This is a genomic window from Spirosoma pollinicola (genome assembly GCF_002831565.1).
In the GTDB taxonomy this organism is placed as follows: Bacteria; Bacteroidota; Bacteroidia; order Cytophagales; family Spirosomataceae; genus Spirosoma; species Spirosoma pollinicola.
Map to the genome: position 1 here is coordinate 7,905,989 of NZ_CP025096.1, position 25,234 is coordinate 7,931,222.

Genomic DNA, 25,234 nt, shown 5'->3' on the forward strand with positions numbered 1-25,234 from the left:
AACTAGTAGTTTGGCTATGAATGCAGAAATTCAGTTATAGAATAAATCGGTGGCTATAAGCTGTTTCGCAAAAAGTTACTTTGATGTTAGGCAAAGACTGGAATTCAGGACGATATTTCAATTGAAGAATAAACCTAGCGAGTTGACTTATTTAGTCGATGCAGGATTGTAAGCAAATGATATATTCCTACCAGATTACTTTTCTGTTGCCAAGTAAAAGCGCTAATGGGTTCTTCCTCGATCCATTCCGTTATCTCTAAATTTGGTCGTGTCTTAACTATGGACATTTAACTTAAAGAACAGATGGTTAATCAATAACCCAATTACCGTATCATGCATCAAAATCGACTTTGAAAAGCAGATCGTGCGACGGGCTAATCGTTTGACTCGAGTTCGTAAATCCAGATGTTTTCGTTCAATACTTTGCGTCTGATCTTTGCCCACCTGATGAATGGCTGAAGGAAGCTCATCGTAGTAAGCCCACCAGTAATCGGTAAACCAACGGCTGACGACAATGCCAGCTTGCTCCAGCAAAGACTGTAAGCGTCGAAAAGTCGCGTTCGTTCGTCGGCCAAACACAAAAGCAACGACCTGTCCAGTGTCGTGGTCTTGTGCCCACCAAAGCCAGCGACGGTTGCGCTTTTTTTGCACATAAGACCACTGTTCATCAGCCTCTACACGAATCACAAGCGTTGTTTGGCTACTGATATACGCTGGATTTACAGAGACGATTGCCTGGGCTTTTTTTTAAGTGTACTCATAACTGTATTCATATTAATCTTCAACACTCTGGCTGTATCTCGGATGCCACTGCCATTTAAAGCCATTTCGATGACTTCCTCTTTGATACCAGGTTCATGCGCCCGATGGGTATAGGCTAATTGAAAACTGCGTTTACAGGCTTCACATTTGTAACGTTGATGTCCGTTGGTGGCTAGCCCTTTACGCCGAACTTGATCTGGATTGCCACAATAGCGGCATGAAACAGTTATAGTTACCATGTATTCCAGACGAAAAGTCCACAATTAAGTCACAACCCTAAATTTCAGTATACAGCTTCGTTCATTTACCCCGCTAGAGGCCAAGACGGAAGTTAAACTATAGTTCTTCAATTTATTCCTTTCACTAAAAACCGATCCACTTACTGAATGCATTTGTTGAGCCTGCATTCAGTAATAAATTATCAAAAAAAATCTAAAAATCTCCAAAATTACCCAAAACGGTATTGTCCATAAACAGCCTTTCAGCCAAAGGGATCTTCATTTTAAAACTAATTAACCCCCTCATTTTTAGTCTACTATCCTATCCGCTGATAAACCGGGACGAAGTTGTCGCAGGATGGCACGACCCTTGTAAGTAAAGTCATACGTAGGAAATTCCTAGCAACTAGATTCCAGTATGAACTCGTTCCCCCAGACCATCCAGTCAATCTACCAGGCCCTTGAGCAAGGTAAACTAGTTAAGGTACTGGTGCTGCTTAATGCGGACATTGTGGTTCATCAGGCCTCTTCGTTACCATATGGTGGTACTTTTTATGGGCGAGAAGGCTTTATCACTTCCTTATCCGGGATTTTGGCAACTTGGGAGATTTATCGGAAAGCGCCAAAAATATTTTTAACCGATGAAACAAATATTGCCGTCCTGGGAGAAGTACAGCTTAAAGGTAAACTTGCTGACGATTTAGTGCTAATGCCCTTTGTCGATCATTGGACCTTTCACGATGAAAAGGTTTCCCAAATAAGGATGTTCGATTGGGATACGGCCCTATTGCGAAAACACCTAAATCTCTACGAGTTATAAATAGTTAAGGGCAAGAATAGGCCCAATACTACTATATAAACCAAGTAAGTCGTGTATCAGAAACACTACCGACTAATAAGAGAGGCGTATTTACTTTATATGGATAGATCTCTTGCTCAAGGCAGGCACGGTCAACCCTAGGCGTTTAGCCATTGTAAAAGGTTCGATGGGAGGCTCTTAACCTATAGGACTAAGCTCAACGGAGTATCCTCGATCATAATGAGTAGGTATATAAATCGACTCCACGGGCAAAGAATCAATTCGTGAATTTTTTATTTATCGCTGTTCATCTATCAATGATTAACTATTTATCTCCCTTATGAAAAACTCAATTCATTTAACCGTCACGCTCATTTTGTGCCTGATTGTTGCGCTCTCTTCGTGCAGCGATCACATCGCACCCACCGCGCCAAAAACATTTGTGCTCGTTCATGGCTCCTGGCAGGGGCCCTATGCCTGGCAATTTGTGAAGACTCAATTGGAACAACAAGGTCAAACGGTAGTGGTGGTGGAACTGCCCGGCCACGGCTCGGATAACACACCCCCCCATACCCTTACCCTAGATACCTACCGTGACAAAGTCGTCAGTGCGATCAACGCCCTGCCCGGCAAGGTCATCCTGGTGGGCCACAGCATGGCGGGTATGGTCGTCAGCGTCACGGCCGAGAAGGTACCCACTCGCATTGAGAAAGTTATTTATATCGGGGCCTACCTGCCCGCCAACGGTCAAAGCCTGCTGGACCTGGCCAACACCGATGCCGATGCCCTGCTCGGACCTGCTCTGATTCCATCGGCGGACAAAACTTTGCTGGATATCAAACCCGAAAACCTGTCTCCCATATTCATCCAGGATGGTTCGGATGCGGCCAAGAAGTTGGTCGTCGATAATTACCGGGCCGAACCCGCCATTCCCTTCACTAACCCCGCCGTGCTCAGCCCGGCTAACTTTGGCAGCGTACCCAAGTACTACATTCACACCTTGCTGGATCATGTGGTTAGCCTGCCTCTGCAAAAGCGAATGGTCAAAGGGGCGGGCATCCTCAAGGAGTATGACATCAACAGCAGTCATCTATCTCACCTGGCCATGCCCGCCGAAGTGACCCGACTTTTCCTGGAAATTAGTCAACTATAAATGAAACCCCAATGACGTATATACATAAAGGGTAGTAATGCATAACCGTTCCAAAGATTATTTTTTGGCAATCGAAGTTAAGCGCGTTTTGTGTCGAAAAATAGGTAGAACGTGCCCTCCTATTGATCTGCTGAAGCTGTACTAAAATTGAAGCGTTTTTAAACCTGTATTTACACTCAAAATTAATAGCCAAACCAATGAGCAAGATCACAGTAAGTGACGGGACCCAGCTTTATTACAAAGATTGGGGAACCGGACAACCCATCGTTTTTCATCACGGCTGGCCATTATCCAGCGATGATTGGGATAGACAAATGATGTTTTTTTTACAGAAAGGATTTCGCGTCATTGCGCATGATCGCCGGGGACATGGTCGATCGTCCCAACCCGAAAGTGGACATGATATGGACACCTATGCCGCGGACGTGTCGGAACTTACAGCATTTCTCGACTTAAAAGATGCGATCCATATTGGCCATTCAACGGGCGGGGGTGAAGTTATTCGCTATGTAGCTAAGTATGGACAGGGACGGGTGGCCAAGGCGGTACTAATCAGTTCGGTTACCCCAACCATGGTCCAAACCGAAACGAATCCGGATGGGGTTCCTATGTCGGTATTCGATGGCATACGGGAAGGTACGTCTTCGCAACGCCCCCAATATTTTGAGGACTTTACCTTTCCATTTTTTGGTTACAATCGGGAAGGAGCCAACATCTCGCAAGGCATCCGGGATAATTGGTGGCGTCAGGGCATGATGGGCAGTATCAAGGCACATTTTGATTGCGTTAAAGCCTTTTCAGAAACCGATTTTACAGAAGATTTAAAGGCAGTAGATGTGCCTGTACTCGTTCTGCATGGCGAAGATGACCAGATCGTTCCGTTCCCTCTTACTGCCCCGAAGGCTGTCAAATTGCTAAAGAATGGGAAGCTTATCTCTTATCCAGGATTTCCTCATGGCATGCCCACCACTGAAGCGGCCACCATTAATGCAGACCTGTTAGCGTTTATTCAATCGTAATGTAGGACAGCTTACCGTAAATAAATCGATATAAATATTAAGCTGAAGGCAATTTATAGCCTTTGTACGCTGTTTCGGGGTCCGTGTTGCCAGATAGATCACTTGCGCTACTGGCAGTACTGACCCCAAGACAGCGTACAAAGGATTTTCTATTGACAATGGCTAATTAAAAATAAATAGAACGAATTGCAGAATACCGATTCGAGAAAATAGACACGACACTCCATAAGAAAGGATTATAGTGGATAGTTGATAGCGAGCTACCAAACTGGCAAAGGTTGCTTAAGAATTAGATTGTTGAGCCAATGAATAGTTAATAGATAACCAAACCAAGCCATGCAGCGATTCATACATAGTTTACTTTTAAGATCTATTCTTTTAGTGTTGGTTACTGCTCTTTCTGGACTAAGTCAGGATCTTAAACAACGGGATGAGCTATTCGCCAGGCTCAAACAAAGTAGGACTGATACAAATCGGGTGAATATATGGCTGAGTTTAGGTAGATATTATCTGGATAAACCGGGAGATTTGCAGGCCGATACCGATAGCGCAACGAACTACGTAAAACAAGCTGAAAAGCTAAGTAATACACTTGTCCATAAAGTAGGCAAGCCAACCTCAAATCACATTAATGTACTGCTGAAATTAAGCGAATTTTACATTTTTAAGCCTTTAGAGTTGGCGAGTGACACCGATTCTGCCATCTACTATGCCAACCAGGCCGGGCAACTAAGTCAATTACTCCACGGTCCATTAGGTATTAAAGCATTACAGTTAGTGGGCAACGCATTTTTTGAAAAACATGATTCTCTTCGTGCACAGAACTATTTTAGTCAAGCCATAAGGCAGTACGAGCAGCGCAACGATACGCTCCAGCTTGCTTTGGCTTGGGAACAATTCGGTGAGCGCACCGTCCATTCACGGAAGAATTTACTTCAAAAAACCGACTGTTACAAAAAGGCTTTGTGGTATTATCACCAATTAAAAAATCAGGAGAGTGAGATGAGAATGGTGGGCTACATGTACTACACGTTCTCTTTGCAACAACGGCTAGACTTGGCATTAGCTGAGTTAAAGACAATTCTTCGAGTTTATAAAACTGAAAAGTGTGCCTTGACGGATATAATTTATTTCGAAATGGCCGAGGCTGAAATAGCACAGGGTAATTTTCAAACAGCTGTGGGCTATGACCTCCAGGCCCTTCAACTAATTCCACACGCTGATCTGGATTCCAGGGCCGGAAGGGTCTATTACCAGCTTGGCAAAATCTATTTTTATATGAATGATGATGATAAACGGCTCGGCTATTATAAGAAAAGTCTTTATTATTATAAAAAAGCAAAGGATCAAGACATGGTGCATATGGTTGCGGGGAGAGTCTGTCAATTACTTATTAAAAAAAGGAAAGGGACCGAAGCGTTTTCATTCTATAAACACATTTTGAAAGAATATCCACCATCTTCAGTGGTATTAAAAATATTATCCTACCAAAATTTGGCGTCGGTTTATGAAGCCATACAGGATTATGACCAAGCTGAATCATATTACCGGGAATTATTTGCTTTATTAGATAAATACGATGATCAAGACCCATTGAAAAGAACTACTTATAATGCGGCTGGAAAATTTTATTTATCTCAAAAGCAATATACCAAAGCAAGATATTATTTTACCCGCTTATTTTCCATAAGTGAACGAACCAGGAACGCTGTAGACAGGCAGGCAAGCCATTATAATTTTTTTTTATTAGATTCTACGCAGGGAAATCTCCAGTCTGCTCTGGCTCACCTTCAGCAGTATATTGCACTAAAAGATTCAACCCTTTCTGCTACCAAAGCGAAACAAATTGAAGAACTTCAGATTCGGTATGATACCCAAAACAAGGTACATCGCATTGACTTATTAACTAGTCAAGCTCGTGAGCAGCAAGCTCGCGTCCAGCAGGCCAATCTCACCCGTAATGTTACCTTTGGGGGGGCAACCATGTTGCTTTTACTGCTGGGACTGGTTTATAACCGCTACCGACTCAAGCAGACCCAGCAAGCAGAGATTCAGGTGAAGAATCAAGCTCTGGAAGAGTTAGTGGGTCAGAAAGAGTGGCTGCTGAAAGAACTCCACCACCGGGTCAAAAATAACCTGCAACTCATCATTAGCCTGTTGCAATCCCAGGGTAAGTATCTGTTGGACAAATCCGCCATTAGCGCCATTGAGCAAAGTGAACACCGGGTACGAGCCATGGCCCTGATTCACCAGAAGCTCTACCGAGACGAAAACATCTCCCAGATCGATATGCGTGCCTATATTCAGGAGGTTGCCGAGCAGCTTAGTCACTCCTTTGATCCCGAACAGCGGATCACATTTCATTATGATCTTGCTCCTCTGGAACTGGACGTATCACAGGCTATACCTTTGGGGCTCATCATTAATGAGGCTATCACGAACGCCTTCAAATACGCGTTCCCCCATAAACAAGCAGGCAGTATTTGGCTGTTCCTCTGCCCGCTAGCAACCGACCAGTATCGGTTGCAGGTAAAAGATGATGGGGTCGGCTTACCAACAGGGGTTGATTTTCAACAGAGTAATTCAATGGGGGCCTATATTATGCGAGGCCTGAGTCAGCAATTAGGTAGTTCGTTAAAGGTCACCAGTGGGCAGGGTCTTGACGTTTCAGTGCTTTTTGAGATATTCAACCCCCAAGCTATTCCTACCCATGCTGTCTACTAAGTCAATGGAGGAGAGTATAGATCAATCAGCTATTCACATTCTGATTGTCAATAATAAATTTTGTTATTCTACTAGTTTACGTAATATCTCTAGCGATGTAAACAAGGCCCCTTTAGATCAATGGGTGGTTCTGGTAAGTAGTGACTACTAAAAAAGTAAAATTTGTACCTTAACTTAAAGCGTTAATACATAGATAGTTATTTGCACATGGATTTGCTGTAGTAGATTGCCCCTATGGAAAGGGAAAACTGATAGCGATGAAGCAATATATACTTATGGCAACTGCGTTTTTTTACAGCTTACCAGCTTTTGGCCAGACATTTATTCATCAGGTCGATAGCCTCCAAAATTTACTGAAAATAAGTAGGCCAGATAGCAGTCGGGTCAACGCCTGTTTAGCCTTAGCCAAATGGTATCAAAAGAATCCTACAAACAGATCGCAGGCGTATCTAGACTCAACGCTGCTCTATGCCAGACAGGCCGAAGTACTGAGTCGCTCATTAGGAAGTCGGTCTTTACTTGGCCAAGCCCTTTTAAGCAAAAGCAAGGCATTAATAGATCCAAGGGCTCGCACAGATAAACAAATTGACGAAGCCAGAAGGGCTCTCAAAGAGGCTTTAACTATATACAGCGCCACCCGCGATAAATTACAGTGGGCAGATGCTACTTATTTGTTTGCGGATAGTTTCTCAAGTCAAGATACTTCTCGGTTACCCTACCTTCAGTTAGCGTTGGGAATGTATAAAAAGATTGGTGCGCGACAGCTAGCGGCCGAAACACTGAGCGAAATAGCGTTGACCTATCAGTTACGGGGAAGAATAGCTGAATCGTTACGAATATACTTAAGAGTACTGGCCATTCAGGTGCCATTTCGAGATAAATCTCCTGTGTTAACCCTTTATCATCTAGCTGCCCTTTACAAGCTTTTGGGAAACTACCCCAAAGCGCTACAGTATGCCTATTGGATGAACCGCGTCTCGTTAAGAATGCGCGATACACCTTATTTAAGTAGCTCTTACGATATTCTGTCCACTTTATATGAAGAATTAGGTAACCATAGAGCTGCCCTTCAATTCAGATATGAGACACTTCGGATTTCCGAACAAGAGAATAATTTACAGGCTATACTAACCACCCGTATTGATATTTCCCGGACACTACTCGCCTTAAATCGAAGTCAGGAAGCACTTAGCCAGGCCAAAGCTACCTTGAAACTAATTGAAGTAAGCCTACCAAAATTCAGACTAATAGCTTCTTTGATCGTAGGTGAATGTTACATGGCAGTAAGAGATTACAAAAGTGCCGAAGTTTATTATAAGTGGACAGAATCGAATGTGCAGCCTATTAATTCTCCCATCCTGACTAATATAAATCAGAATTTAGGAATTTTAAATTTAAAAACGAACCGCTTAGACAAAGCAGCTTTGTACCTGGCCAAAGCTTACGAGAACGAACAGCATTTTAAGCATCCAATACATAAACGGCAAATACTTTTAGCCCTTTATCAACTCGACTCAACAAGGGGAAATACGGCACTAGCACTCAACCATTTCAGGCAATATACTGTACTGAATGATTCATTGGTAAATGAAGCAAAAAACAAACAGATTACGCTTCTACAAATTCAGTTTGATACGGAAAAGAAGGTGAAGGATATAAAGTCGCTCCAGCAACAAAATCAACTCCAGAAAGCCAGTATTAATCAGGAACGATTAGTCCGTAATCTAACGCTGATCGGCATCTTATTGCTGACTTTCTTGTTATGGCTAAGTTACAATCGCTACCGAATTAAGCAACGGACGAACCAGCTCCTTGAGTCTAAACAAATGGAGATCAATCAAAAGAACGAGTCGTTGAGCCACCTGATCGTAGAAAAAGATTGGCTTTTGAAAGAACTCCACCATCGAGTCAAAAATAACCTGCAACTCATCATTAGCCTGTTGCAATCCCAGGGTAAGTATCTGTTGGACAAATCCGCCATTAGCGCCATTGAGCAAAGTGAACACCGGGTACGAGCCATGGCCCTGATTCACCAGAAGCTCTACCGAGACGAAAACATCTCCCAGATCGATATGCGTGCCTATATTCAGGAGGTTGCCGAGCAGCTTAGTGACTCCTTTGATCTTGAGCACCGTATTGCCATTCACTATAATCTTATACCTATGGAGCTGGACGTTTCGCAGGCCATACCCTTAGGGTTGATTATTAATGAGGCTATCACAAACGCCTTTAAATATGCTTTCCCCCATGAGCAATCTGGGAATATATATGCGTCTCTTGCCAAGGCTGAGACTGGTCGCTATTTGTTACAGGTAAAAGATGATGGGGTTGGCTTACCTTCGGGAGTTGATCTTAAACAAAGTAATTCAATGGGGGCCAATATTATGCGAGGCTTAAGCCAACAACTAGGCAGCTCGTTAGAGGTCACTAGCGGGCAGGGGCTGGAAGTTTCAGTACTTTTTGAGGTGTTTAACCCACGAATTATTCCAACCCATGCTGTCTACTAAGTCAACGAAAGAGAGTCAGGACCCATCAGCCGTAAAGGTGCTGATCGTCGAGGACGAATTCCTGATTGCCGACAACCTGCGGGATATTTTACAAGAAGCTGGTTATCAAGTTCTAGACATCGCTTATACCGTCGCCAATGCGCTGGCAATATGTGAACAAGATCTCCCTGATATCGTATTGTTAGATATTTACCTGAAGGGCACTGAAACAAGCCTGGCCTTGGCCCGTTCGTTTCAAGCCCAGCATATTCCGTTTATCTACATATCATCTAATGCCAATGATGGCATTCAGCAGGAAGTGAAAGCCACTCAGCCCTATGGGTATATTGGCAAGCCGTTCGGTAAAAAAGATGTTCTTTATAGCCTGGAAATTGCCCTGCACCGTCATGCCCACAGTTTAGAAAAAAAGTTGTGGAAGGAGAAAGATCTTCAATTATCCCTAACCAATATCCTGTCGAATACTACTCCCTGGGAGGTAAAGCTACGAGCCGTGGTTACGCATCTCCAACCCTTTATACCCTTTGACCTAATCACTTTTAGCTTGGAAAATGGCCAGTCGTCACGTTCCTGTAGCTTTTTTCGCATGGGCGCGGATGAGTATCAGACGATACAACCTGCCGACTTACTGCGCATGAGTGGATTGAGTCAGGAAAAATACGACCAGTTGCGGACTCAGATCCCCCTTGCTGAAGGGCTGTTTTCCTTTAGTGGGGATGAGTTTATTGCCCATAGTCAGCAGTTTCGTTTAATCCAGCTTATAGCCAAAACCTTTTCTTTACAATCTAACCTACGGTTCACCTTAAACAGCAGTCAACGAGGCCTCTTCTCAGTTTCGTTTTACAGTCGTCAGCCTACGATCTACCAGCCCGATCATCTCTCCCTGCTGGCTCGGATGCAGCCATCGATCCTACTGATGTTGGAGCGTTTATTGGCTTATGAAGAAATTACCCGGTTGAGTGAACAACTCGGTCGGGAGAACCGCTACTTGCAGGAAGAAGTCAAAACAACAGCTAATATCGAGGAAGTCATTGGTAAAAGCCCACTGCTGCTAACGGTCTTCAATCAGGTTTCCCAAGTCGCTCCAACCGATGCTACGGTCCTGTTGACGGGCGAGAGTGGCACGGGGAAGGAATTATTTGCCCGTACCGTGCATAAGCTCTCGACCCGAAAAGAAAAAGTACTCATTAAAGTGAACTGTGCAACGCTACCGCCCGGGCTGATCGAATCGGAATTGTTCGGCCACGAAAAAGGGGCGTTTACGGGCGCTTCGGAAAAACGGATTGGCAAATTTGAACTCGCTCATCAAGGGACTATTTTCCTGGATGAAATTGGCGAGATGCCCTTGGAGTTGCAGGCTAAGCTCCTACGGGTGCTACAAGAAAAGGAAATTGAACGATTAGGTGGGAAGGGTCCCATTAAAACGGATGTGCGAGTAATTGCCGCAACGAACCGGCACTTAGAAAAAGAGGTCGCCCAGGGGCGATTCCGACTGGATTTGTATTACCGATTAAGTGTATTTCCTATTTTGTTGCCGGCTTTGCGTGAACGAGTCGAAGATATTCCGATGCTGGCTTATTTTTTTTGTTCAAAAGTTCAGCCGTAAAATGGGAAAAATATGTAAGGAAATAAGTCCGTCAGTGATAGCGGAATTGGTGAGCTATAGCTGGCCGGGGAACATAAGGGAACTAGAAAATGTGATTGAACAAGCCGTTATTGTGTACGATGGCAATGGTGCCCTTACGTTAGGCCGTCCACTAATCAATACCTGGATAAGCCAAAATCTGAATGTGGATGAACCCCATTTGGCCCCTACTCAATTTAATCCACCAGCCGATTCCGATCCCCAAACTCAATCAGCGGTGAAGCATCACCATGATGAAAAGGAACGGGATACCATTTTAGCCGTACTAAAAAAAACCAATGGAAAAATTCGGGAGAAAGGCGGGGCCGCTGAACTCTTAAATATCAAGCCCAATACGCTTGAGTACCGAATGGGTAAGCTGGGCATTAAAAAATAAGGAGCCCTTGACTAGTCAGCGGCTGCGGAATTAACCGCCCACCCGGCTGGTGTCTAGGCCCCTACTAGACGGGACGAGTGACACGAGGAATGAACCAGAGCAGCTTCTATTTTCTCCAATCTATTTTAGATTTTTTTTGAATTAGTTGGAGTTTCATGGAGTGATTAAATCCATTTTTACGGATTTGGTGGGGAAATGTCACCAAGATTTCCCATTATAAATTAACCTAAATCCTTTTTCTGGAAGAAGTGGTCCATCGAGCTATGTTGGCATAGCAATTGAAGAGTGCATGGGTGATCAACCGCCTACCTCCTTTTTAATGCACTTAACTTAAGTTGCCATGAAGTACCTAGCTGTTTTCCTTCGCCTGATCTATGGAAGATCAATTTCCTCTTTAGTTGATGATCTTCATGCCCGATTTATTGGCGATTGGTTAGAGAAGCCTGAATCTAAATATGTGCATCCCCACTGTAGCTGGACGCTGGCAGACGGTCATCCTAGTGCCAACTCGTTTTTTGAAACAGGTTTTTATGCTTGGTACCACGGCCAGTTCGGAAATGAACAAGGAAAGTGGAAACTAGTGGTTTCGGAAGTGATTGGATCACCCATTGGAGCTATTGTTGTAGGACAACTCCATTATCAAGACCCATCTGGAGGTGGTACTGCCTCATTCACCCATTTCTACCGAATTCGACAGGGAAAAATCGTAAACGCTCACTATTTTATTGGTGAAGTGGCAAAATCGTTGAAGCCTTTTCCACAACTGCTCAACCAGTTTCCAACGAACTGTTTACCCTCTCTGAATTAAAATCTCTACTAACAGGCTATGTATTCGTTTAGTGGATTGGTAAATCAGGAAGTATCTGTCAAGTCGGATTAAATGAAGGAAAACTCGGTTAATAGCAAGCGGATGTTGAATGAACAAACCATTATTTTGGTAACAGACGACGATGATGATGATCGCTATTTTCTTCGCCAAGCGATAGAACGTACCGTTAGTGGCGTAACAGTACTAGAAGCCAAAAATGGGGAAGAAGCGCTGAACTTATTGGCGGGACGACTCATCCATTTAGTCATACTGGATATGAACATGCCGGGCCTCAACGGCCTGGAGATCCTCTCCTTTATCCGATTGCATGCTGATTTGTATCTTACCCCAGCCGTCATGTTATCAACGAGTGATCAAGCGTCTTTAGTCGCTGATGCCTATAAAAAGGGAATAAATTGTTACATCAAAAAGCCTGCTGTCATTTGGGAATATGATCAAATCGCGGCTGCCTTGAAAACCTGTTTTCTGACCATTTCACCCTGATTTTTTGTGAGTTTGATTCGTACAGTTTTGCTGTTATCCCTGTGAAGGACCTTAATTGGTGATAAGTCAGATTTACCTAACATTGAGCTTTGATCGTTTTTGTTATCGGGCCTTTCAAGTCTGGATTTGAGACTAGCTTGTAAAAAGTATACTCCCTGTTAAGTGTCTGAATATAAAGGTCACCTTCCCGTTATGGCTACTTTGAGTACTATTCAGGATGTATACTTCATAATTCTGGAAGAAGATGGATGGGAATACATGTGTTGTCTCCATGCCTTCATCTCTCGCAAACGGTCCACTACTGGACATTATCTAGCGCACGTTTTAGAATCCGAAAGTAAGGAAATCATTTTTTTTGACTGCGCCGAAAACTTGGATGTACTCAAGACACAACTCGACTACACAATAAGTAAAGCAGGCGAACTTCTATTTTGCTACCGTGGTGAATCTGTTCCTCTATTCGAGTGGTATCATTCGTGTTAACAACTTTTCCGTCCAATAAATGGCAAGGCAAAAAATTTAATGGATTTTTTATTGGCTATTAATCAGCCATTTGTCTTTAAATATGCCATTTTGGAAATCGTTCACGAAAACCTCCGAATAAAATCAGGACAAGACACGCCTGCGTTCGAGATGATCGAAATTATGACGAAAATTATACGCCCACGCTCTTTTAGATCATGAACTGTGTTCAAATGCAAGCAGTAGAGCGAAATTTTGGTTGATAATTCTTGGACTTGCCTACCCCTTTAGGACGACCCAATTGGACCCCAGACGCTTTCTTGACAGCTAAAGCCTGACGGGTGCGTTTGGCAATCAAGTCCCGCTCAATCTCCGCTGCCATCGCGAAAACCATCGCCATCACTTTACTTTGGATCGTATCGTCCAACTGCCAGGCTCCCTTGACGGTATAAATCCGAATACCCTTCTGCACGGCGACCGAGATAATCTCCATGCACTCCAGAATGCTTCGGCCTAGCCGCGAGAATTCACTCAGTAAAATCGTACCCCCACTACTCAACTCGTCTAGTATGCCCGCGATCTTGCGTTGTCGCCAAGGGACTTTGCCCGACACTTTTTCTTCCACAAAACGCACCTGTCCCAGGTTGCGGTCATTGGCCAGGTGCAAGATTTCCGATTTGTTCTTTTCTAGGTCCTGGTCCAGCGTTGAGACCCGTAAATAGGCGACATTTTGAGCCATAATCAGACGGTCAAATGAAAACCCCTCGAATTGATTTATTTTTTACCTTTTGATCGTCAAATATACCCCTGTTTCGTTTTACTTTTCCGGCTCCTAAAAACCCTCCTTTTTACTTGCCCTTGTGAGCCGATTAAAACTCCTCGATACTGCCGAGATCCGGCGCTTTGACCTGCCGCCTTCATTGACTCCCCAGCAGCAGGCCCACTATTTTACCCTGCCAAGTGACGAATTATGTCCGTTTCGGCAGAACTACCAAAAGATCAAGCCCCTGATCCGTTATATTGGTGAGTTGGAAAGCTACATTCGGCAAAACACACATCTGATCGTTGACTATAGTGAACGCTATCGGTACGGGGAAGCGATCTCGACGGGCTTTGTCGAGTCAACGGTCAATTATGTGGTGGCCAAGCGGTTCACCAAAAAGCCGCGAGACGGTGGCAGCAAATGCAATGGAGTAAAGCGAGGGCCCATCTGCTGTTGGTGGTGCGGACCAAAGTCTTAAATGATGACGGGGAAGATGAGTTTAAAAAGCAGTAACCCTGTTTCGGTCGCAATCAGGTAGGGGAATGCCCATGACCGCTTAACCGGATTAACCCCAGGCTTTTTTCTGCTTTCTAAGCTCACCCATTATCAGTGGTAGAATACCAACACCGACTGCAACAAATCCGTATTGTGATGATTCCGGCACTCGCTTCCCGGTTTCCACCGGCGTTACCGGGGCAGATAGACCACAAACCTCGCTCCCTGATCGGGCTGGCTGTGGGCGGTGATCATTCCGTGATGATTATCCATAACGCGTTTGCAAATGGCCAGCCCCATGCCGGTGCCTTCGTACTGGGTTTTGCCGTGCAACCGCTGAAACATCTGAAACAGCCGGTCGAGGTATTTCTCATCAAAGCCGATGCCGTTGTCAGCAACGGTGATCTCCCAGAACTCAGCGGCCGGTTGCCGACCCACTGCCGTTGCCAGTAAGACGGTCTCCGGGATGGCGGCTCCGCCAATCAGGCGGCTGGTAAGGGTAACCACCGGTGATTGCCCGCTGTGCACGTACTTCAGGGCGTTACCGATCAGATGGCTGAAAAGCTGCTGCATCTGAACGGCGTCGGCCATGACCGTGGGCAGCGCATCGAGGTTGATTCGGGCGTTGCGTTGCTGAATCACCCGTTCCTGATCGTCCAGTACCCCGGCGACGACGTCGCTCAATGAAACGGAGGTGAAGGGCTGCTGGTGCGTGGTTAGGCGCGAGAAGGCGAGGATACTGCGTATCAGGGCGGACATGCGGACGGCGGCATTCTGCATCCGACGCAGCAGGTCGCCGGCCGTGTCCGGGAGTTCGGTGGTATACTGGTTGAGCAGCAGATCGCCGAATGACTGAATCTTGCGCAACGGCTCCTGGAGGTCGTGGCTGGCCACGTAGGCAAACTGCTGGAGGTGTTCGTTCGCAGCTTTCAGGCCCGCAAAGGCCTGTTCGAGTTGCCGCTGGTTGATCCGCAGTTTTTCTTCGGCTTCTTTCTCGGCCGTTTTGTCCTGGATCGTTAGCACCATGCCGTTGTTGCGCTTCACCGCCGACACGTTATACCAGCCCGACCCGTGGCCGTAGTCAAACGGGATGTCCTGGCGGAAGGGCCGACCCGTCTTTAGCACCTCGACGTATTCGTCGAACAGCCCGTTTACCTTGACAATGGGAAAAATCTCCAGCATGGTATGACCCACCACCTGCTCATCGGAGCGACCCGTACGCTGGCGTTTGGCCTGGTTCTGAAGAATATAACGAAAGTCGACCACCCGGTTGTCGGCGTCCTGTACGGCATCGAAAGCGAGAATGTCGTTCGGCGAACTGTCGAGTACCGAACTCAGTAACTCGGCCTGGTGGTAGTGCGTCAGTTGCGCCCGTTTAAGCTCGGTGATGTCCGTAAAGGCCAGAATGAGCTGGTCTCCATCCGCCGACACCGATACGCGGTACCAGCCTGCGGACTGGTCGGCCATAAAATGAGACATCTCGAATTCCTGTGGCTCGTTCAGTTGAAAACTGAGTATACACCGACTAAACAGGCCCGACTCGCGGGCGTTGGTCATGACGGCAGTCAGTGCCTGCCCGGCGGCTGCGGGCCCGAATACCGTCTCGAAGAGCGAATTGACCCGGACGATGCTGAAATCGGCAATACGGTGATCGTCGGTGGCCGTTCGCCGGGCGTTGACGACGGCAATGCCTACCGGTACCCCTTTCAGGATGCCGTGCAGCAACTGAGCCTGCTGGTGGGCAGCTTCCTGCGCTTTATGGTACGCCGTCGTATCGCTGTAGGTGACCAGTACGCCCCCCGGCACGGCTACCACCATCATGTCCCGCCAGATGTCATATTCCGGGTAGTATTTCTCGCCCGAAAAAGGCTGGCCGGTCTCGCAAACCCGCACGTACTCCCCGAACATGCCGTTGATGCCAGTGGCCGGGTAGATCTGCCACAGCGTTTGGCCCAGCAGTTGCTCGCGGGTGTAGCCGCTCATGCGCAGGCCGGCGTCGTTGATCAGCCTGAAGCGAAAATCCTCGATCTGGCCATCCTCGTCGTAAACGGCTTCATAGACCGTGCTGCCATTGACCGACGCGTCGAAAGCCTGCTGGAACAAGCTGGACAGTCGGGCCGCTTCGGCTATGGCCCGGAACTGCGTAATGTTGGTGTACGACACCACCAATCCGTCCTCGAAGCGCATCACGGATGCTTCGAACCAGCTCGGAAGTGACTGGCCGGGCCGGGTGTACCGGAACGCGAAGCGGTCAGACCGGCCCGTTTCGATGACCTGTCGGCAGCGGTCCAGCAGCCCATCCTCGCTCAGGTGCGGAAACAACCGGTCAATGGGCTGACCCAGCAAGTCCACGGCCGGACGGCCCAGATCGCGCTCGGCCAGTGGGTTGAGCATCGTCAGCCGCAAATCGGTCGGCGTTGCGCCGGTGTCGTGGATGGCCTGCCAGACGAGTACTCCGTTCGGCAAGGTGGTCAGGAAACGTTGTAACAGGGCAGGCCCCGACGGATTTGACGTTTGCATAGGATGAGGGAAAGAAAGGTTTTTGGCCGAACGACGGCAAAAGCGGGTACGTCAGTTTTGTTAAACAGGTCGCGCGGGGACGGTGGGTGGTCCAGCCAACTCGCTAAAATAATCAAAAGCCCGACCGGCCGCATCGACCACCTCGTCGTGGTGTTCCCTGGCTCGCTCGGTCAGGTACGTACCAAACGCCTGCCAGTGTGGCCTGGTCTGGTCGCCGTAGCCGCCGAAAAACCGCGACGGGACGGCGGCTTCTTCTAAATCGGGTATCCGGCGCAGGGCCTGGTCAACGACCTGCCCGCCCAGGGTGGCCCCTTCGGCCACGTACAAAGCGCCCAAGAGTTGGTACCCGTTCCAGTCGGCAAACAGGCCGGGACGGGGCGAGGGAAGCGGCAAGCCGAGCCGTTCCAGATCGGTCACTAACCAGGGGGTTTTCCGGCGGGTCTCGCGGTCATATCCGGCAAAGAAACCCGACTGCGTGGCCACGGCCGTTTCCAGGGCCTGGTGAAACCGGTAGTGAATGCCGATCAGGTGACCGTACTCGGTTCGGGTAAGTGTACCGGCCATCAGCTTCCGGGCGTACAGCCGGGTCTCCGTCTGCTGGTGGTGTGGGCGGGTTTCGATTTTAAGCCGGGCCAGAATAGAGCGGTCGTTCACGAGATGTACTGGGTCTGAGTCAGCCAGAAATCAATGGCCCGGCGCATCATGTCGCTGACTTCGTGGTAGCTACTGGGCTTGATGAGGTAGGCATTGGCCCCCAGATCATAGGCCCGGCGGATGTCTTTCGGGTTATCGGAGGTGCTGTAAACAACCATGGGCATATACCGCGTCTGGTTATTGGCCCTCGCCTGCTGAATAACCTCAAACCCACTGGCTCCCGGTAGGCTGAGATCAATGATCAGCAGCCGGGGCAGGGCTGGACTTTGGCCTTTATAGGCCCCCTGCCGGAGCAGGTAGTCGATGGCTTCGGAGCCGCTGTTGAGGATCAGCGACGTTGGCAAACTGTCCAGTCGACCCATGACCCGGGTAAAGATCTCGGCCTCATCGGCGTTGTCTTCAATGTATAAAATGTCGAGCATAGGTACTAAATTATTACTGTAGGGAATGAGACAAAGAAGGTAGTGGCTTGCTGGGGTGTACTTTCGAACCAGACTTTGCCCCCGTGGCGACTCATGATGCGCTTCACAATGGCCAGCCCCACCCCGTAGCCCTCATGACTGACGGTGGAATCGAGCCGCTGAAACACTTCAAATACTTTACCGGCCTGTTTCATATCGATACCAATGCCATTGTCCTGCACCGAATAGGTAACCTCCTGACCGTTTTCGCGGCCCTCAACCCGGATGCGGGCATTGGGAACCTGGCGTGTGTATTTGACGGCGTTGGACAGCAGGTTGCTGAACACCTGCGTAATCATGGTCTGGTCGCCGTACAGGTCGGGCGTGGGGCCAATATCAAGTTGTATTATGCGACTGGCTTCCGTGGCCAGCAGCTCCTCCCGTAACTGAAACAGCAGCGGCTGCATGGCCATCTTCTCCATGCGCACCTCGTTACGGCTCATGAGCGAATACTGCATCACGTTCCGGATCATCATCCGCATCCGGTCGCTGGCGTTTATCACTTTGGTAAAGAGGCTCTTTGCCTGTTCATCCATCTGTCCACCGTAATCTTCGAGGTAGATTTCGGTGTAGCTTTTGATGGACTTAAGGGGCGTGCGCAGATCGTGGGAGACGGTGTAGCTGAAGGCTTCCAGTTCTTCGTAGGCCAGCCGGAGCCGCTCGTTCAGCACCCGGATTATGTTGGCTTTCCGGGCCACCAGTTGCAGGATATCTTCGCGCAGGCGCAGGGCTGCCCCCAGTTCTTCCTGCTGCCAGTTCTGCGCTTTGTTGTGGACCAGTTGCGTCCAGCTTTCGAAGCTTTTGCGCGGACTGAGCCGCCCTTCTCCGCTTTCGTCGGCTACCATTGGTTTTTCGGGATTGCCGCCCCACGAAACCGACTTAATCTGTTCGGGCTTGAACCAGAGCAGGAACTCGTTCATCTCGCGGGACAACGTAATCATCAGCACCCCGGCCGCTTTGTCCCGAAACGGTTCGGCCAGCGGGTAGAGGTTGGGCAGTTGGGCGGTCTGGAAAATGGTTTCAGTCGTGCTGCCCCGGAGCCACTCAATCAGGGTCAACGTATCATCCGGAGAAGGGGTCTCGCCGAGCGTGTATAATTGACCGTCGAAGAGCAGGGCGGCTCCCGTGGCGGTGTTCAGGTCCAGCACCGAAACGGGGTGTTTTATCAGCCCCTGCACCACGTCCCAGTCGGCCAGCATCTGCTCGTTGAGCGCTTGCCCGTTCGTCCGCAGCTGACGGACAAACTCGGCATCGTCATCGTCCTGGTAATTCGTCAGGGCCGTCGCCACCATCTGACTGACTACTTTAGCCGTTTGCCGAGTGGGATAATCGACCAGCCAGGGAGCACCGTAGTGATGGCAGGCGATCAGGCCCCAAAGTTCGCCCCGGTATAACAGCGAAATACTCATGCTGGACCGAACGCCCATGTTTTGGAGGTACTCCATGTGGAGGGGCGAAACGGCCCGCAGGTTCGCGTGGGTCAGGTCGAGCGGACGGTCGTGGTCTCCATAATTGGCTGGGCAGACGCGGACCCTGGGCTGCTGCACGTCGACAATGCCGCGAACCAGATTGATTTTATACAGTTCCCGTGCCTGCCGTGGAATGTCCGACGCGGGGTAATGAAGCCCCAGAAAAGGCTCCAGGTGTTCCTCGCGGGCTTCGGCAATCACTTCGCCGTGCCAGTCTTCGTCGAAGCGGTAGATCATGACCCGGTCGAAGCCGGTCAACGCTTTAAGCTGCCGGGCAGTTCGTTCCAGCAGGTCGTTCAGGGTTCGGCTGCGCTGAATGTCGCTCAGTGTCTGGGTCAGCAAAGTCGGCACCGACGGAGCCAGGTGACGCGCCGGTTCAGGAGCGGGCTCCAGTTCCACAATCAGGGCACCGTCCTGCTGGTGCAGCAGGATGTACCAGTCGCGGTTGTTGAACCGGGTGCGGTAGGGATTAAAGGCTTCGGGCGTACCCCCGCGCATGGCCACTGTGAGCAGTTCCTGCAAAATGATTCCCGGCAGGTCGCCCAGTTGTAGATTGCCCACTGACTGGCCAATCACCTCCTCCACCGGCTGGCCCGTCAGGTCGGTCAGGTTTTCACTGGCCTGCTCGATGGCGAACGTAGTGGGGTCGAGCGCCAGCAGATAGCCATGGGACTGGATGTAACCCGGCCACTGAATCGGCTCGGTATCGCAGTTGGTTAGGCTAAGGGCGGGTTGCATGGTTGGCAGTGAGAAGGAAGGAACCTTATAATTTAAAAAGGTATTTTTTTACGAAATGAGTGCCAATATCCGTATTTTTACTCAGTATATCCAGTAAGACTACGTAATGTGGGTATTTTCTTCAAATTTTGTTGATAGTGACCATCCACAAGCATCAGGCTGCACTGGTATCAAGTGGAGTAAAAACCAGGAATTGGTTGGTCAGGGGTAACAACGGTCAATGGGTTAACTGACACAGATCATGGTAAATTACCCGGTTGATGGCGAGCGTTGAGCTGGCATACAGATCTTATATCTCTTCTGTAGGTCTCTAGTGTTGCTTAAATAGTAGTATGGCAGGTGGCATTGTTTTTTAGCAACACTAATGCGTTGTGGGTAGATTTCTTATTTTAATGAGCGATTGTCCAAATCGCTTTTATAGCGTCCTTTAGTTACACTCTGTCTAACTCACGACCATGCCTGCTACTCAGAATCAATCGGCTCCGGCCCTGTTGCAACGTGTTCTGTCTGCGTCGCAGAACGGGGTGTTAGTATACCACGCGGTGCGCGACGATGAGGGAATAATTGTCGACCTGCGGGTAGCCATGCTCAACGCCGTGGCGGAGCGTGATTCGGGTAAACCTGCTATCGACATGCTGGGCCAATTGTACAGCCGCCTGTTCCCGAGTGTAGCCCAGGCGGAATTGTTCGACCGCTATCGGCGGGTCATGGAAACGGGGGAAGCGGCCCGATTTGAACTTTATTACAAACTCTCCACGAAAACGACCGCCGACTGGTTCGACATTTCAGTGATGCCGTTGCAGGACAGCATTGTGGTTTCTTACAACAATAGTACCAAGGCCAAAATGGATGACGATGCCGCCCGGCAGGCCAGCGCACTCCAGCAGGCCTTTAATTCATCCCTCAGTGGGTTCACCGTGTATGAGGCTCTGTATGATGCGGACGGCCGGATCGATGATTTTCGCTTTGTGATGATCAACGACGCCGGGCTGCGTATGAGCGGCTTCACGCATGAGCAGCTAATCGGTAAAACCGTCTGGGAAATTTATCCGGCTACGGGCATCAACGGGTTATTTGACCAATATGTGCAGGTATGCCAGACCGGCGAACCCCTGTTGGGCGAGACGTATTACCCGGAATATGACCTCTGGCGGGCCTACACCTTAGTACGGGTAGCCGGAGGGGTAATGATTAACTATACCGATATTACGCCCCAAAAAAAGCAGGAAGAAATCATTAGCCGACAGGCTCAAATGCTGCATGGCATTCTGGAATCGGTGTCGGCGGGCATTATTGTCCTGAAACCCGTTTGGAGTTCATTACGGTCTGACAGTCAAATTATTAATTTCAGCTTTGTGCTGGTTAATTCGGCATTTCAGGCTGCTTTTTCCCTGGGTACTACCGATGTCGCCGGGCAGCTGCTGACCCACCTGCTGCCCCGGTCTCAGGAGTCGGGCCTGCTGAGTCGCTGCATGATGGCGGCTGAGATGAACCACGCCCACCAGTTTGAGATGCCCAACCGAACGGATGGATCCACCCGCTGGTATCTGGTGACCATTACCACGCAAGGCGACCAGCTTATCCTATTGCTGACCGACGTTACGGACTCCCGCCAGCTTCAGGTGACTCATCACTTTCAGTCCGAACTGGCCTTGCGCCAGAGTGAGCAGCGATACCGGTCGATGGTCGAAAACATCAATGAAGTCGTTTATCAAACTGACTGCGAACGCAAACTGATCTACCTAAATCCCTACTGGACGACCCTGACCGGCTACACCATCGAGGAGTCGATTGGCCAAATAGGGGATAATTTTTACGGCCCCCAGACAGACCAGCTTCAAACCCGTCAAACCTTTGAGGACCTCATGGCGCAACGCATCACTTCGGCAAGGCTGGAGGTGAGAATTCAGCATAAAGACGGTAGCCACCGCTGGGCCGATCTCTACATGCAGGTACAGGTTGACGCGGCTGGCCAGCCCACAGGCCTAGCGGGTCTGATTGCCGATATCACCGACCGCAAAAACCGCGAGCTGATGCTCCAGCAATCGCTAGAGAAGGAAAAGGCGCTTAACCAGCTCAAATCGCAGTTTGTGACTACAGCCTCCCACGAGTTTCGCACCCCGCTGACTACTATCCAGTCCAGCGTCGAGTTGATCAAACTCTACATGGATATTCCCGGCGAAAAGGTCCTGCCTACCATTCATCGGCACCTGAATGTGATCGAAAAGGAGATCAGTCACTTCAGCAGTTTGCTTTCGGATGTGCTTACCTACGGCAGGATCGAAGCGGGTAAAATGCCTTTTAATCCCGAGCCAACCGATCTGCCCACCCTGATCGATGAACTGCTGACGACCCATTTCAGCCACCGGTCGGATGGGCGAAGCGTGAAGGTGTTACTCACTGGCAAATCCCATCTGCTCCAGGTCGACCCCAAACTGCTGGGCCATGTACTGATCAATCTGCTCACTAACGCCTTCAAGTTCTCGAAAACCAACCCCATGCTCAACGTGGTGTTTGCGCCTGACCGGGTGCAGGTGATGGTGATCGACAAGGGCATCGGTATTCCAGCCGACGAGCAGGCCAACCTGTTCAGCACGTTTTTCCGGGCACGCAACGCCAGTAACATTCAGGGGACGGGGATGGGGCTGGTAATTGCCCGCGAGTTCGTGCGTCAACACGAAGGCGATATTACGGTACAGAGTGAGGAAAATGCAGGGACTACCTTCACCATCGCCCTGCCCGCTACTCGGCCTGGGGCAGTGTAGCGGGCAGGGTTTTATTAGTAACTGGAACGCCCGGCGGCCCGGAAAGAATTATGCAAAGTAGATTGCCGCCCGGCATTTTGGGTCTATGGAAAGCATAAAAAAGCCTGGGGTGAATTAGGTTAAGCGGCCGTTCCAATGGCCGCTTAACCTAATTCACTCTACCGTCTGGACACAATCAGTCATACTGTTATCTTTGACTAAAAAGTGCAGGCCAGCCGTCTAACTGTATTGAAGGACAAGCAATTGCAGGCCAGTCCATCCGCCAACTCGCTACCAAATCAGCAAGCTAAATCCTGTTATCGGTTTATAGCCAATGAGAATGTGCCAGAGGAGGCAATCATCCGCAACATGGCCGCTAACTGTCAGACGTGTGCCGCCGATAGGCCTCTGCTCTGTATTCGGGATACTAGTGTTTTCGTCGACACAGTACTTCTTAGCGATATTTAGACAAGAAGTAGCTTGAAATCCCTTTTAAAGGCTTATAGTGTAGGTTGAGTAGCGTTACCCTGACGTGACGTGTATGTTTATTTCCGTATAGCCCTCCCCTACTCAACTGGCAGTTTTCGTCCAATAATAAGGTAGCGAATGCTATTTAATGAACTCGTTATTTTGCTATCAATGAATGAGTTGTGTAACTATCAACTGCCGCTGGAAATCGTTCACTTATACCTCCAATTAAATATAGTAAGTTCAGACGTTTAATATACTCAGCTTACATTTCAGATGCCGTATTTTCCATATACTCCTCGATAGTTCCTAGAGATAAAGGAGTGGTAGTTGTCTCATTTACTAAACTCATTATGATTAATGTTTTGAACGTTACACGGCTTAATTCGTGCTGTATGATAAAACTTAAGAGGAGAGTATTATTTCGTTGCCATGATTGGCAAATAGCTAGACGAGTTTTTGGATGAAACATTCTAGTTAAGTCGCAGGACGGGCTTTTCGTCAAAACACTTTCAACGACTTTCCCACTGCACCAAAGCGGTTTTTTTCAGTTGTAGCTATTCCTTTTTCAACACGAATGATGACATCTACTTCATGCCCCCACGAGCCATCACCTCTGTATTGTTGGCCATCTTTGTGAGCATGAGTAATAAAAACATGCGAAATTGATTTCTCAAACTCCGGTATGTGATAATCATTAGCGGCTGCGCTCACGTAAAAAGGCGTAATTCCCAATTTAGTGACACTGTCATAAAATACCGCTTTGAAGGGAGCTATCTGAAATACATTATTGTTCACTAATACCTGTTTCCATTCTGTTTCACTATTGGGTAATCGATTTAGGAAAAGGCACCGGTTCGTATTCTGTCCCGTAAGAGTCCGCCGTTGTTTATCCAGAAGAGTTGGGCTATTCAATGCTTCCTCGCCAGAAATGTAAGCTAGTTGACAATTATTTGATATTTCATTAGCCAACGCCATACTAAATGTAGATTTACCACTGCCTGGAAGTCCCCAAATCAGGATCTTGAATGGGTAAGCCAATTCCACTAGAAAATCGGCATATTTTTGTGAAAGCGCTACCTTATCAACCCTTAATTTTTTTGACTCTGCTAAGGATTCTCCTGCCTTTAGAATTTGCAGAGAACCTCCAACTCCTGTATTGGCAATGGTAGAGGAGGTTGCTTTAGGAGGCCCATTGAGGGACGTTTCTGCCATTTTAAAGAGCAGATCAATCCCCTTCTTCGCTGTATACTGACCCAGGTTCGTACTACCTGTACGGGGCGTTGTCCGGTCTTGTCCGGCTTTGTCCGCGTTTATTGCCCCATTTACTCCTGCCATGGATATTTCCCCATGTCGTTTATAGTACTTTCGGCAAGCATCGGAGCAGAAACGCATATTGATTTTACCGCTGCACGTTTTACCGCAGTTTTGACATTTTTTGTCGTGTGACATTTGAGTATGGAGTTAAGAGAGAAAGGTTAACAGCTTCGCAATACCCAGGGATAGGTATATCCTGGCACTGGCTTCGGCACAAGTAAAGGGGACATGTAGGGGTGGGTTGGTGTTGCTACTTTCCTTAGATGCGGCCCCTAGCTTATGGGTATCAGCTTTATTAATGGGGCTGCTCATTTTCTGATGGATTTATTAGCGGCCATCACTTCACTTTTAAGGTAGCGTACCTGATTGCCAATCCGACGCGGATTAAGAATCCCCTTTTTATCCCAAGACCAGATCGTGACTGTCGATACTTTTAAAAAGTCAGCGGTTTCGCAGCGGGTCCAAAGTATATCAGCATCAGGAACGGGTGCAACCGATTTTTCTTTTAATAGTTGTTTTAACTCACCGATTTCCTGGCGGAGCTGGTAAACAGCCTCTGGTAACTGGTCGAATGTAAGCGGTATTTTATACATGAGTTGGCTCTATTTTTCACCAAAACTATGCGGTTATC

20 protein-coding genes and 3 pseudogenes are annotated in these 25,234 nt (G+C 48.3%); 13 read left to right on the top strand and 10 right to left on the bottom strand.

The annotated features are described in order from the left end of the window. Positions 1 to 273 precede the first annotated feature (273 nt). Both CWM47_RS33445 and CWM47_RS40455 read right to left on the bottom strand, forming a co-directional pair. Positions 274 to 732, bottom strand: coding sequence for an IS1 family transposase (locus CWM47_RS33445; protein WP_100992864.1), 459 nt, complete (start codon positions 730 to 732; stop codon positions 274 to 276). After that, the gene (locus tag CWM47_RS40455; RefSeq protein ID WP_100992865.1) at positions 720 to 1,001 is read right to left on the bottom strand and encodes an IS1-like element transposase; all 282 of its coding nucleotides are present in this window, start codon (positions 999 to 1,001) and stop codon (positions 720 to 722) included. Before CWM47_RS40455 ends, CWM47_RS33445 begins: the two co-directional genes overlap by 13 nt. Before the next feature lie 397 nt (positions 1,002 to 1,398). Here CWM47_RS40455 and CWM47_RS33455 point away from each other — a divergent pair, with 397 nt between their 5' ends. The 10 genes and pseudogenes from CWM47_RS33455 (at position 1,399) to CWM47_RS33490 (ending at position 12,512) form a co-directional block, all read left to right on the top strand. After that, the gene (locus CWM47_RS33455) at positions 1,399 to 1,800 is read left to right on the top strand and encodes a nuclear transport factor 2 family protein (RefSeq protein WP_100992866.1); all 402 of its coding nucleotides are present in this window, start codon (positions 1,399 to 1,401) and stop codon (positions 1,798 to 1,800) included. Between the two features lie 319 nt (positions 1,801 to 2,119). After that, on the top strand, positions 2,120 to 2,932 hold the full coding sequence (locus CWM47_RS33460) for an alpha/beta fold hydrolase (protein WP_100992867.1): 813 nt from the start codon (positions 2,120 to 2,122) through the stop codon (positions 2,930 to 2,932). Positions 2,933 to 3,129: 197 nt separating this feature from the next. Then, positions 3,130 to 3,951, top strand: a complete 822-nt coding sequence (locus tag CWM47_RS33465) for an alpha/beta fold hydrolase (RefSeq protein WP_100992868.1) — start codon at positions 3,130 to 3,132, stop codon at positions 3,949 to 3,951. Positions 3,952 to 4,287: 336 nt separating this feature from the next. Then, entirely contained in the window at positions 4,288 to 6,675 is a 2,388-nt protein-coding gene (locus tag CWM47_RS33470; protein WP_100992869.1) for a histidine kinase dimerization/phosphoacceptor domain -containing protein, read from the top strand. Between the two features lie 275 nt (positions 6,676 to 6,950). Beyond that, entirely contained in the window at positions 6,951 to 9,182 is a 2,232-nt protein-coding gene (locus CWM47_RS33475; protein ID WP_170069473.1) for a tetratricopeptide repeat-containing sensor histidine kinase, read from the top strand. Continuing rightward, entirely contained in the window at positions 9,169 to 10,785 is a 1,617-nt protein-coding gene (locus CWM47_RS33480) for a sigma 54-interacting transcriptional regulator (RefSeq protein WP_240625592.1), read from the top strand. Before CWM47_RS33475 ends, CWM47_RS33480 begins: the two co-directional genes overlap by 14 nt. A gap of 1 nt (position 10,786) precedes the next feature. Beyond that, positions 10,787 to 10,852 (top strand): annotated as a pseudogene (locus CWM47_RS40695) (hypothetical protein); the annotation flags it as partial. A 24-nt stretch (positions 10,853 to 10,876) separates the two neighbouring features. Continuing rightward, the gene (locus CWM47_RS39515; protein WP_240625593.1) at positions 10,877 to 11,200 is read left to right on the top strand and encodes a helix-turn-helix domain-containing protein; all 324 of its coding nucleotides are present in this window, start codon (positions 10,877 to 10,879) and stop codon (positions 11,198 to 11,200) included. A gap of 340 nt (positions 11,201 to 11,540) precedes the next feature. Beyond that, positions 11,541 to 12,008, top strand: coding sequence for a nuclear transport factor 2-like protein (locus CWM47_RS33485; RefSeq protein ID WP_100992871.1), 468 nt, complete (start codon positions 11,541 to 11,543; stop codon positions 12,006 to 12,008). Positions 12,009 to 12,080: 72 nt separating this feature from the next. Next, positions 12,081 to 12,512, top strand: coding sequence for a response regulator (locus CWM47_RS33490; RefSeq protein WP_100992872.1), 432 nt, complete (start codon positions 12,081 to 12,083; stop codon positions 12,510 to 12,512). Between the two features lie 691 nt (positions 12,513 to 13,203). Here the strand turns inward: CWM47_RS33490 and CWM47_RS33495 are convergent. Then, a complete protein-coding gene (locus CWM47_RS33495) occupies positions 13,204 to 13,713 on the bottom strand; it encodes a recombinase family protein (protein WP_100992873.1) in 510 nt (169 codons plus the stop codon). 247 nt (positions 13,714 to 13,960) lie between these two features. On the opposite strand from CWM47_RS33495, the pseudogene CWM47_RS39520 reads away from it, so the two are divergent. Continuing rightward, positions 13,961 to 14,250: pseudogene (locus CWM47_RS39520) on the top strand (ISKra4 family transposase); the annotation flags it as partial. A gap of 174 nt (positions 14,251 to 14,424) precedes the next feature. Here CWM47_RS39520 and CWM47_RS33505 read toward each other — a convergent pair. Further along, positions 14,425 to 16,125, bottom strand: coding sequence for a sensor histidine kinase (locus CWM47_RS33505; protein WP_240625594.1), 1,701 nt, complete (start codon positions 16,123 to 16,125; stop codon positions 14,425 to 14,427). A gap of 15 nt (positions 16,126 to 16,140) precedes the next feature. Then, positions 16,141 to 16,626: pseudogene (locus tag CWM47_RS40460) on the bottom strand (PAS domain-containing protein); the annotation flags it as partial. Between CWM47_RS40460 and CWM47_RS39530 the strand changes: the two are divergent. Further along, complete coding sequence (locus CWM47_RS39530) at positions 16,543 to 16,719, top strand: hypothetical protein (RefSeq protein WP_240625596.1); 177 nt, start codon at positions 16,543 to 16,545, stop codon at positions 16,717 to 16,719. The pseudogene CWM47_RS40460 and the gene CWM47_RS39530 overlap by 84 nt on opposite strands. A 93-nt stretch (positions 16,720 to 16,812) precedes the next feature. Here the strand turns inward: CWM47_RS39530 and CWM47_RS33510 are convergent, their stop codons facing one another. The 3 genes from CWM47_RS33510 to CWM47_RS33520 are packed head-to-tail and all read right to left on the bottom strand — an operon-like array spanning position 16,813 to position 20,074. Continuing rightward, positions 16,813 to 17,406: a biliverdin-producing heme oxygenase gene (locus tag CWM47_RS33510; RefSeq protein WP_157816138.1), complete on the bottom strand. Its 594-nt coding sequence runs from the start codon at positions 17,404 to 17,406 to the stop codon at positions 16,813 to 16,815. Beyond that, complete coding sequence (locus CWM47_RS33515) at positions 17,403 to 17,828, bottom strand: response regulator (protein WP_100992877.1); 426 nt, start codon at positions 17,826 to 17,828, stop codon at positions 17,403 to 17,405. The genes CWM47_RS33510 and CWM47_RS33515 overlap by 4 nt, the downstream gene beginning before the upstream one ends. Before the next feature lie 5 nt (positions 17,829 to 17,833). Next, the gene (locus CWM47_RS33520) at positions 17,834 to 20,074 is read right to left on the bottom strand and encodes an ATP-binding protein (RefSeq protein WP_100992878.1); all 2,241 of its coding nucleotides are present in this window, start codon (positions 20,072 to 20,074) and stop codon (positions 17,834 to 17,836) included. Between the two features lie 455 nt (positions 20,075 to 20,529). Here CWM47_RS33520 and CWM47_RS33525 point away from each other — a divergent pair, with 455 nt between their 5' ends. Next, positions 20,530 to 22,839 carry a PAS domain-containing sensor histidine kinase gene (locus CWM47_RS33525; protein WP_100992879.1) on the top strand — a complete coding sequence of 770 codons (2,310 nt, stop codon included), beginning with the start codon at positions 20,530 to 20,532 and terminating at the stop codon, positions 22,837 to 22,839. 948 nt (positions 22,840 to 23,787) lie between these two features. Here CWM47_RS33525 and CWM47_RS33530 read toward each other — a convergent pair. Together CWM47_RS33530 and CWM47_RS38855 are read right to left on the bottom strand one after the other, a co-directional pair. Beyond that, positions 23,788 to 24,738, bottom strand: coding sequence for an ATP-binding protein (locus CWM47_RS33530; RefSeq protein ID WP_157816139.1), 951 nt, complete (start codon positions 24,736 to 24,738; stop codon positions 23,788 to 23,790). A 173-nt stretch (positions 24,739 to 24,911) separates the two neighbouring features. Then, on the bottom strand, positions 24,912 to 25,196 hold the full coding sequence (locus CWM47_RS38855; RefSeq protein WP_170069474.1) for a helix-turn-helix domain-containing protein: 285 nt from the start codon (positions 25,194 to 25,196) through the stop codon (positions 24,912 to 24,914). Positions 25,197 to 25,234 lie beyond the last annotated feature (38 nt).

What these genes read in the sequence shown, in the direction of transcription:
- CWM47_RS33485 (WP_100992871.1), top strand. Translation starts at nt 11,541, where the DNA reads ATGAAGTACCTAGCTGTTTTCCTTCGCCTGATCTATGGAAGATCAATT.
- CWM47_RS33515 (WP_100992877.1), bottom strand. Translation starts at nt 17,828, where the DNA reads ATGCTCGACATTTTATACATTGAAGACAACGCCGATGAGGCCGAGATC.
- CWM47_RS33475 (WP_170069473.1), top strand. Translation starts at nt 6,951, where the DNA reads ATGGCAACTGCGTTTTTTTACAGCTTACCAGCTTTTGGCCAGACATTT.
- CWM47_RS33455 (WP_100992866.1), top strand. Translation starts at nt 1,399, where the DNA reads ATGAACTCGTTCCCCCAGACCATCCAGTCAATCTACCAGGCCCTTGAG.
- CWM47_RS33530 (WP_157816139.1), bottom strand. Translation starts at nt 24,738, where the DNA reads ATGTCACACGACAAAAAATGTCAAAACTGCGGTAAAACGTGCAGCGGT.
- CWM47_RS33490 (WP_100992872.1), top strand. Translation starts at nt 12,081, where the DNA reads ATGAAGGAAAACTCGGTTAATAGCAAGCGGATGTTGAATGAACAAACC.
- CWM47_RS33465 (WP_100992868.1), top strand. Translation starts at nt 3,130, where the DNA reads ATGAGCAAGATCACAGTAAGTGACGGGACCCAGCTTTATTACAAAGAT.
- CWM47_RS33495 (WP_100992873.1), bottom strand. Translation starts at nt 13,713, where the DNA reads ATGGCTCAAAATGTCGCCTATTTACGGGTCTCAACGCTGGACCAGGAC.
- CWM47_RS40455 (WP_100992865.1), bottom strand. Translation starts at nt 1,001, where the DNA reads ATGGTAACTATAACTGTTTCATGCCGCTATTGTGGCAATCCAGATCAA.
- CWM47_RS33520 (WP_100992878.1), bottom strand. Translation starts at nt 20,074, where the DNA reads ATGCAACCCGCCCTTAGCCTAACCAACTGCGATACCGAGCCGATTCAG.
- CWM47_RS33525 (WP_100992879.1), top strand. Translation starts at nt 20,530, where the DNA reads ATGCCTGCTACTCAGAATCAATCGGCTCCGGCCCTGTTGCAACGTGTT.
- CWM47_RS33470 (WP_100992869.1), top strand. Translation starts at nt 4,288, where the DNA reads ATGCAGCGATTCATACATAGTTTACTTTTAAGATCTATTCTTTTAGTG.
- CWM47_RS38855 (WP_170069474.1), bottom strand. Translation starts at nt 25,196, where the DNA reads ATGTATAAAATACCGCTTACATTCGACCAGTTACCAGAGGCTGTTTAC.
- CWM47_RS33460 (WP_100992867.1), top strand. Translation starts at nt 2,120, where the DNA reads ATGAAAAACTCAATTCATTTAACCGTCACGCTCATTTTGTGCCTGATT.
- CWM47_RS33480 (WP_240625592.1), top strand. Translation starts at nt 9,169, where the DNA reads ATGCTGTCTACTAAGTCAACGAAAGAGAGTCAGGACCCATCAGCCGTA.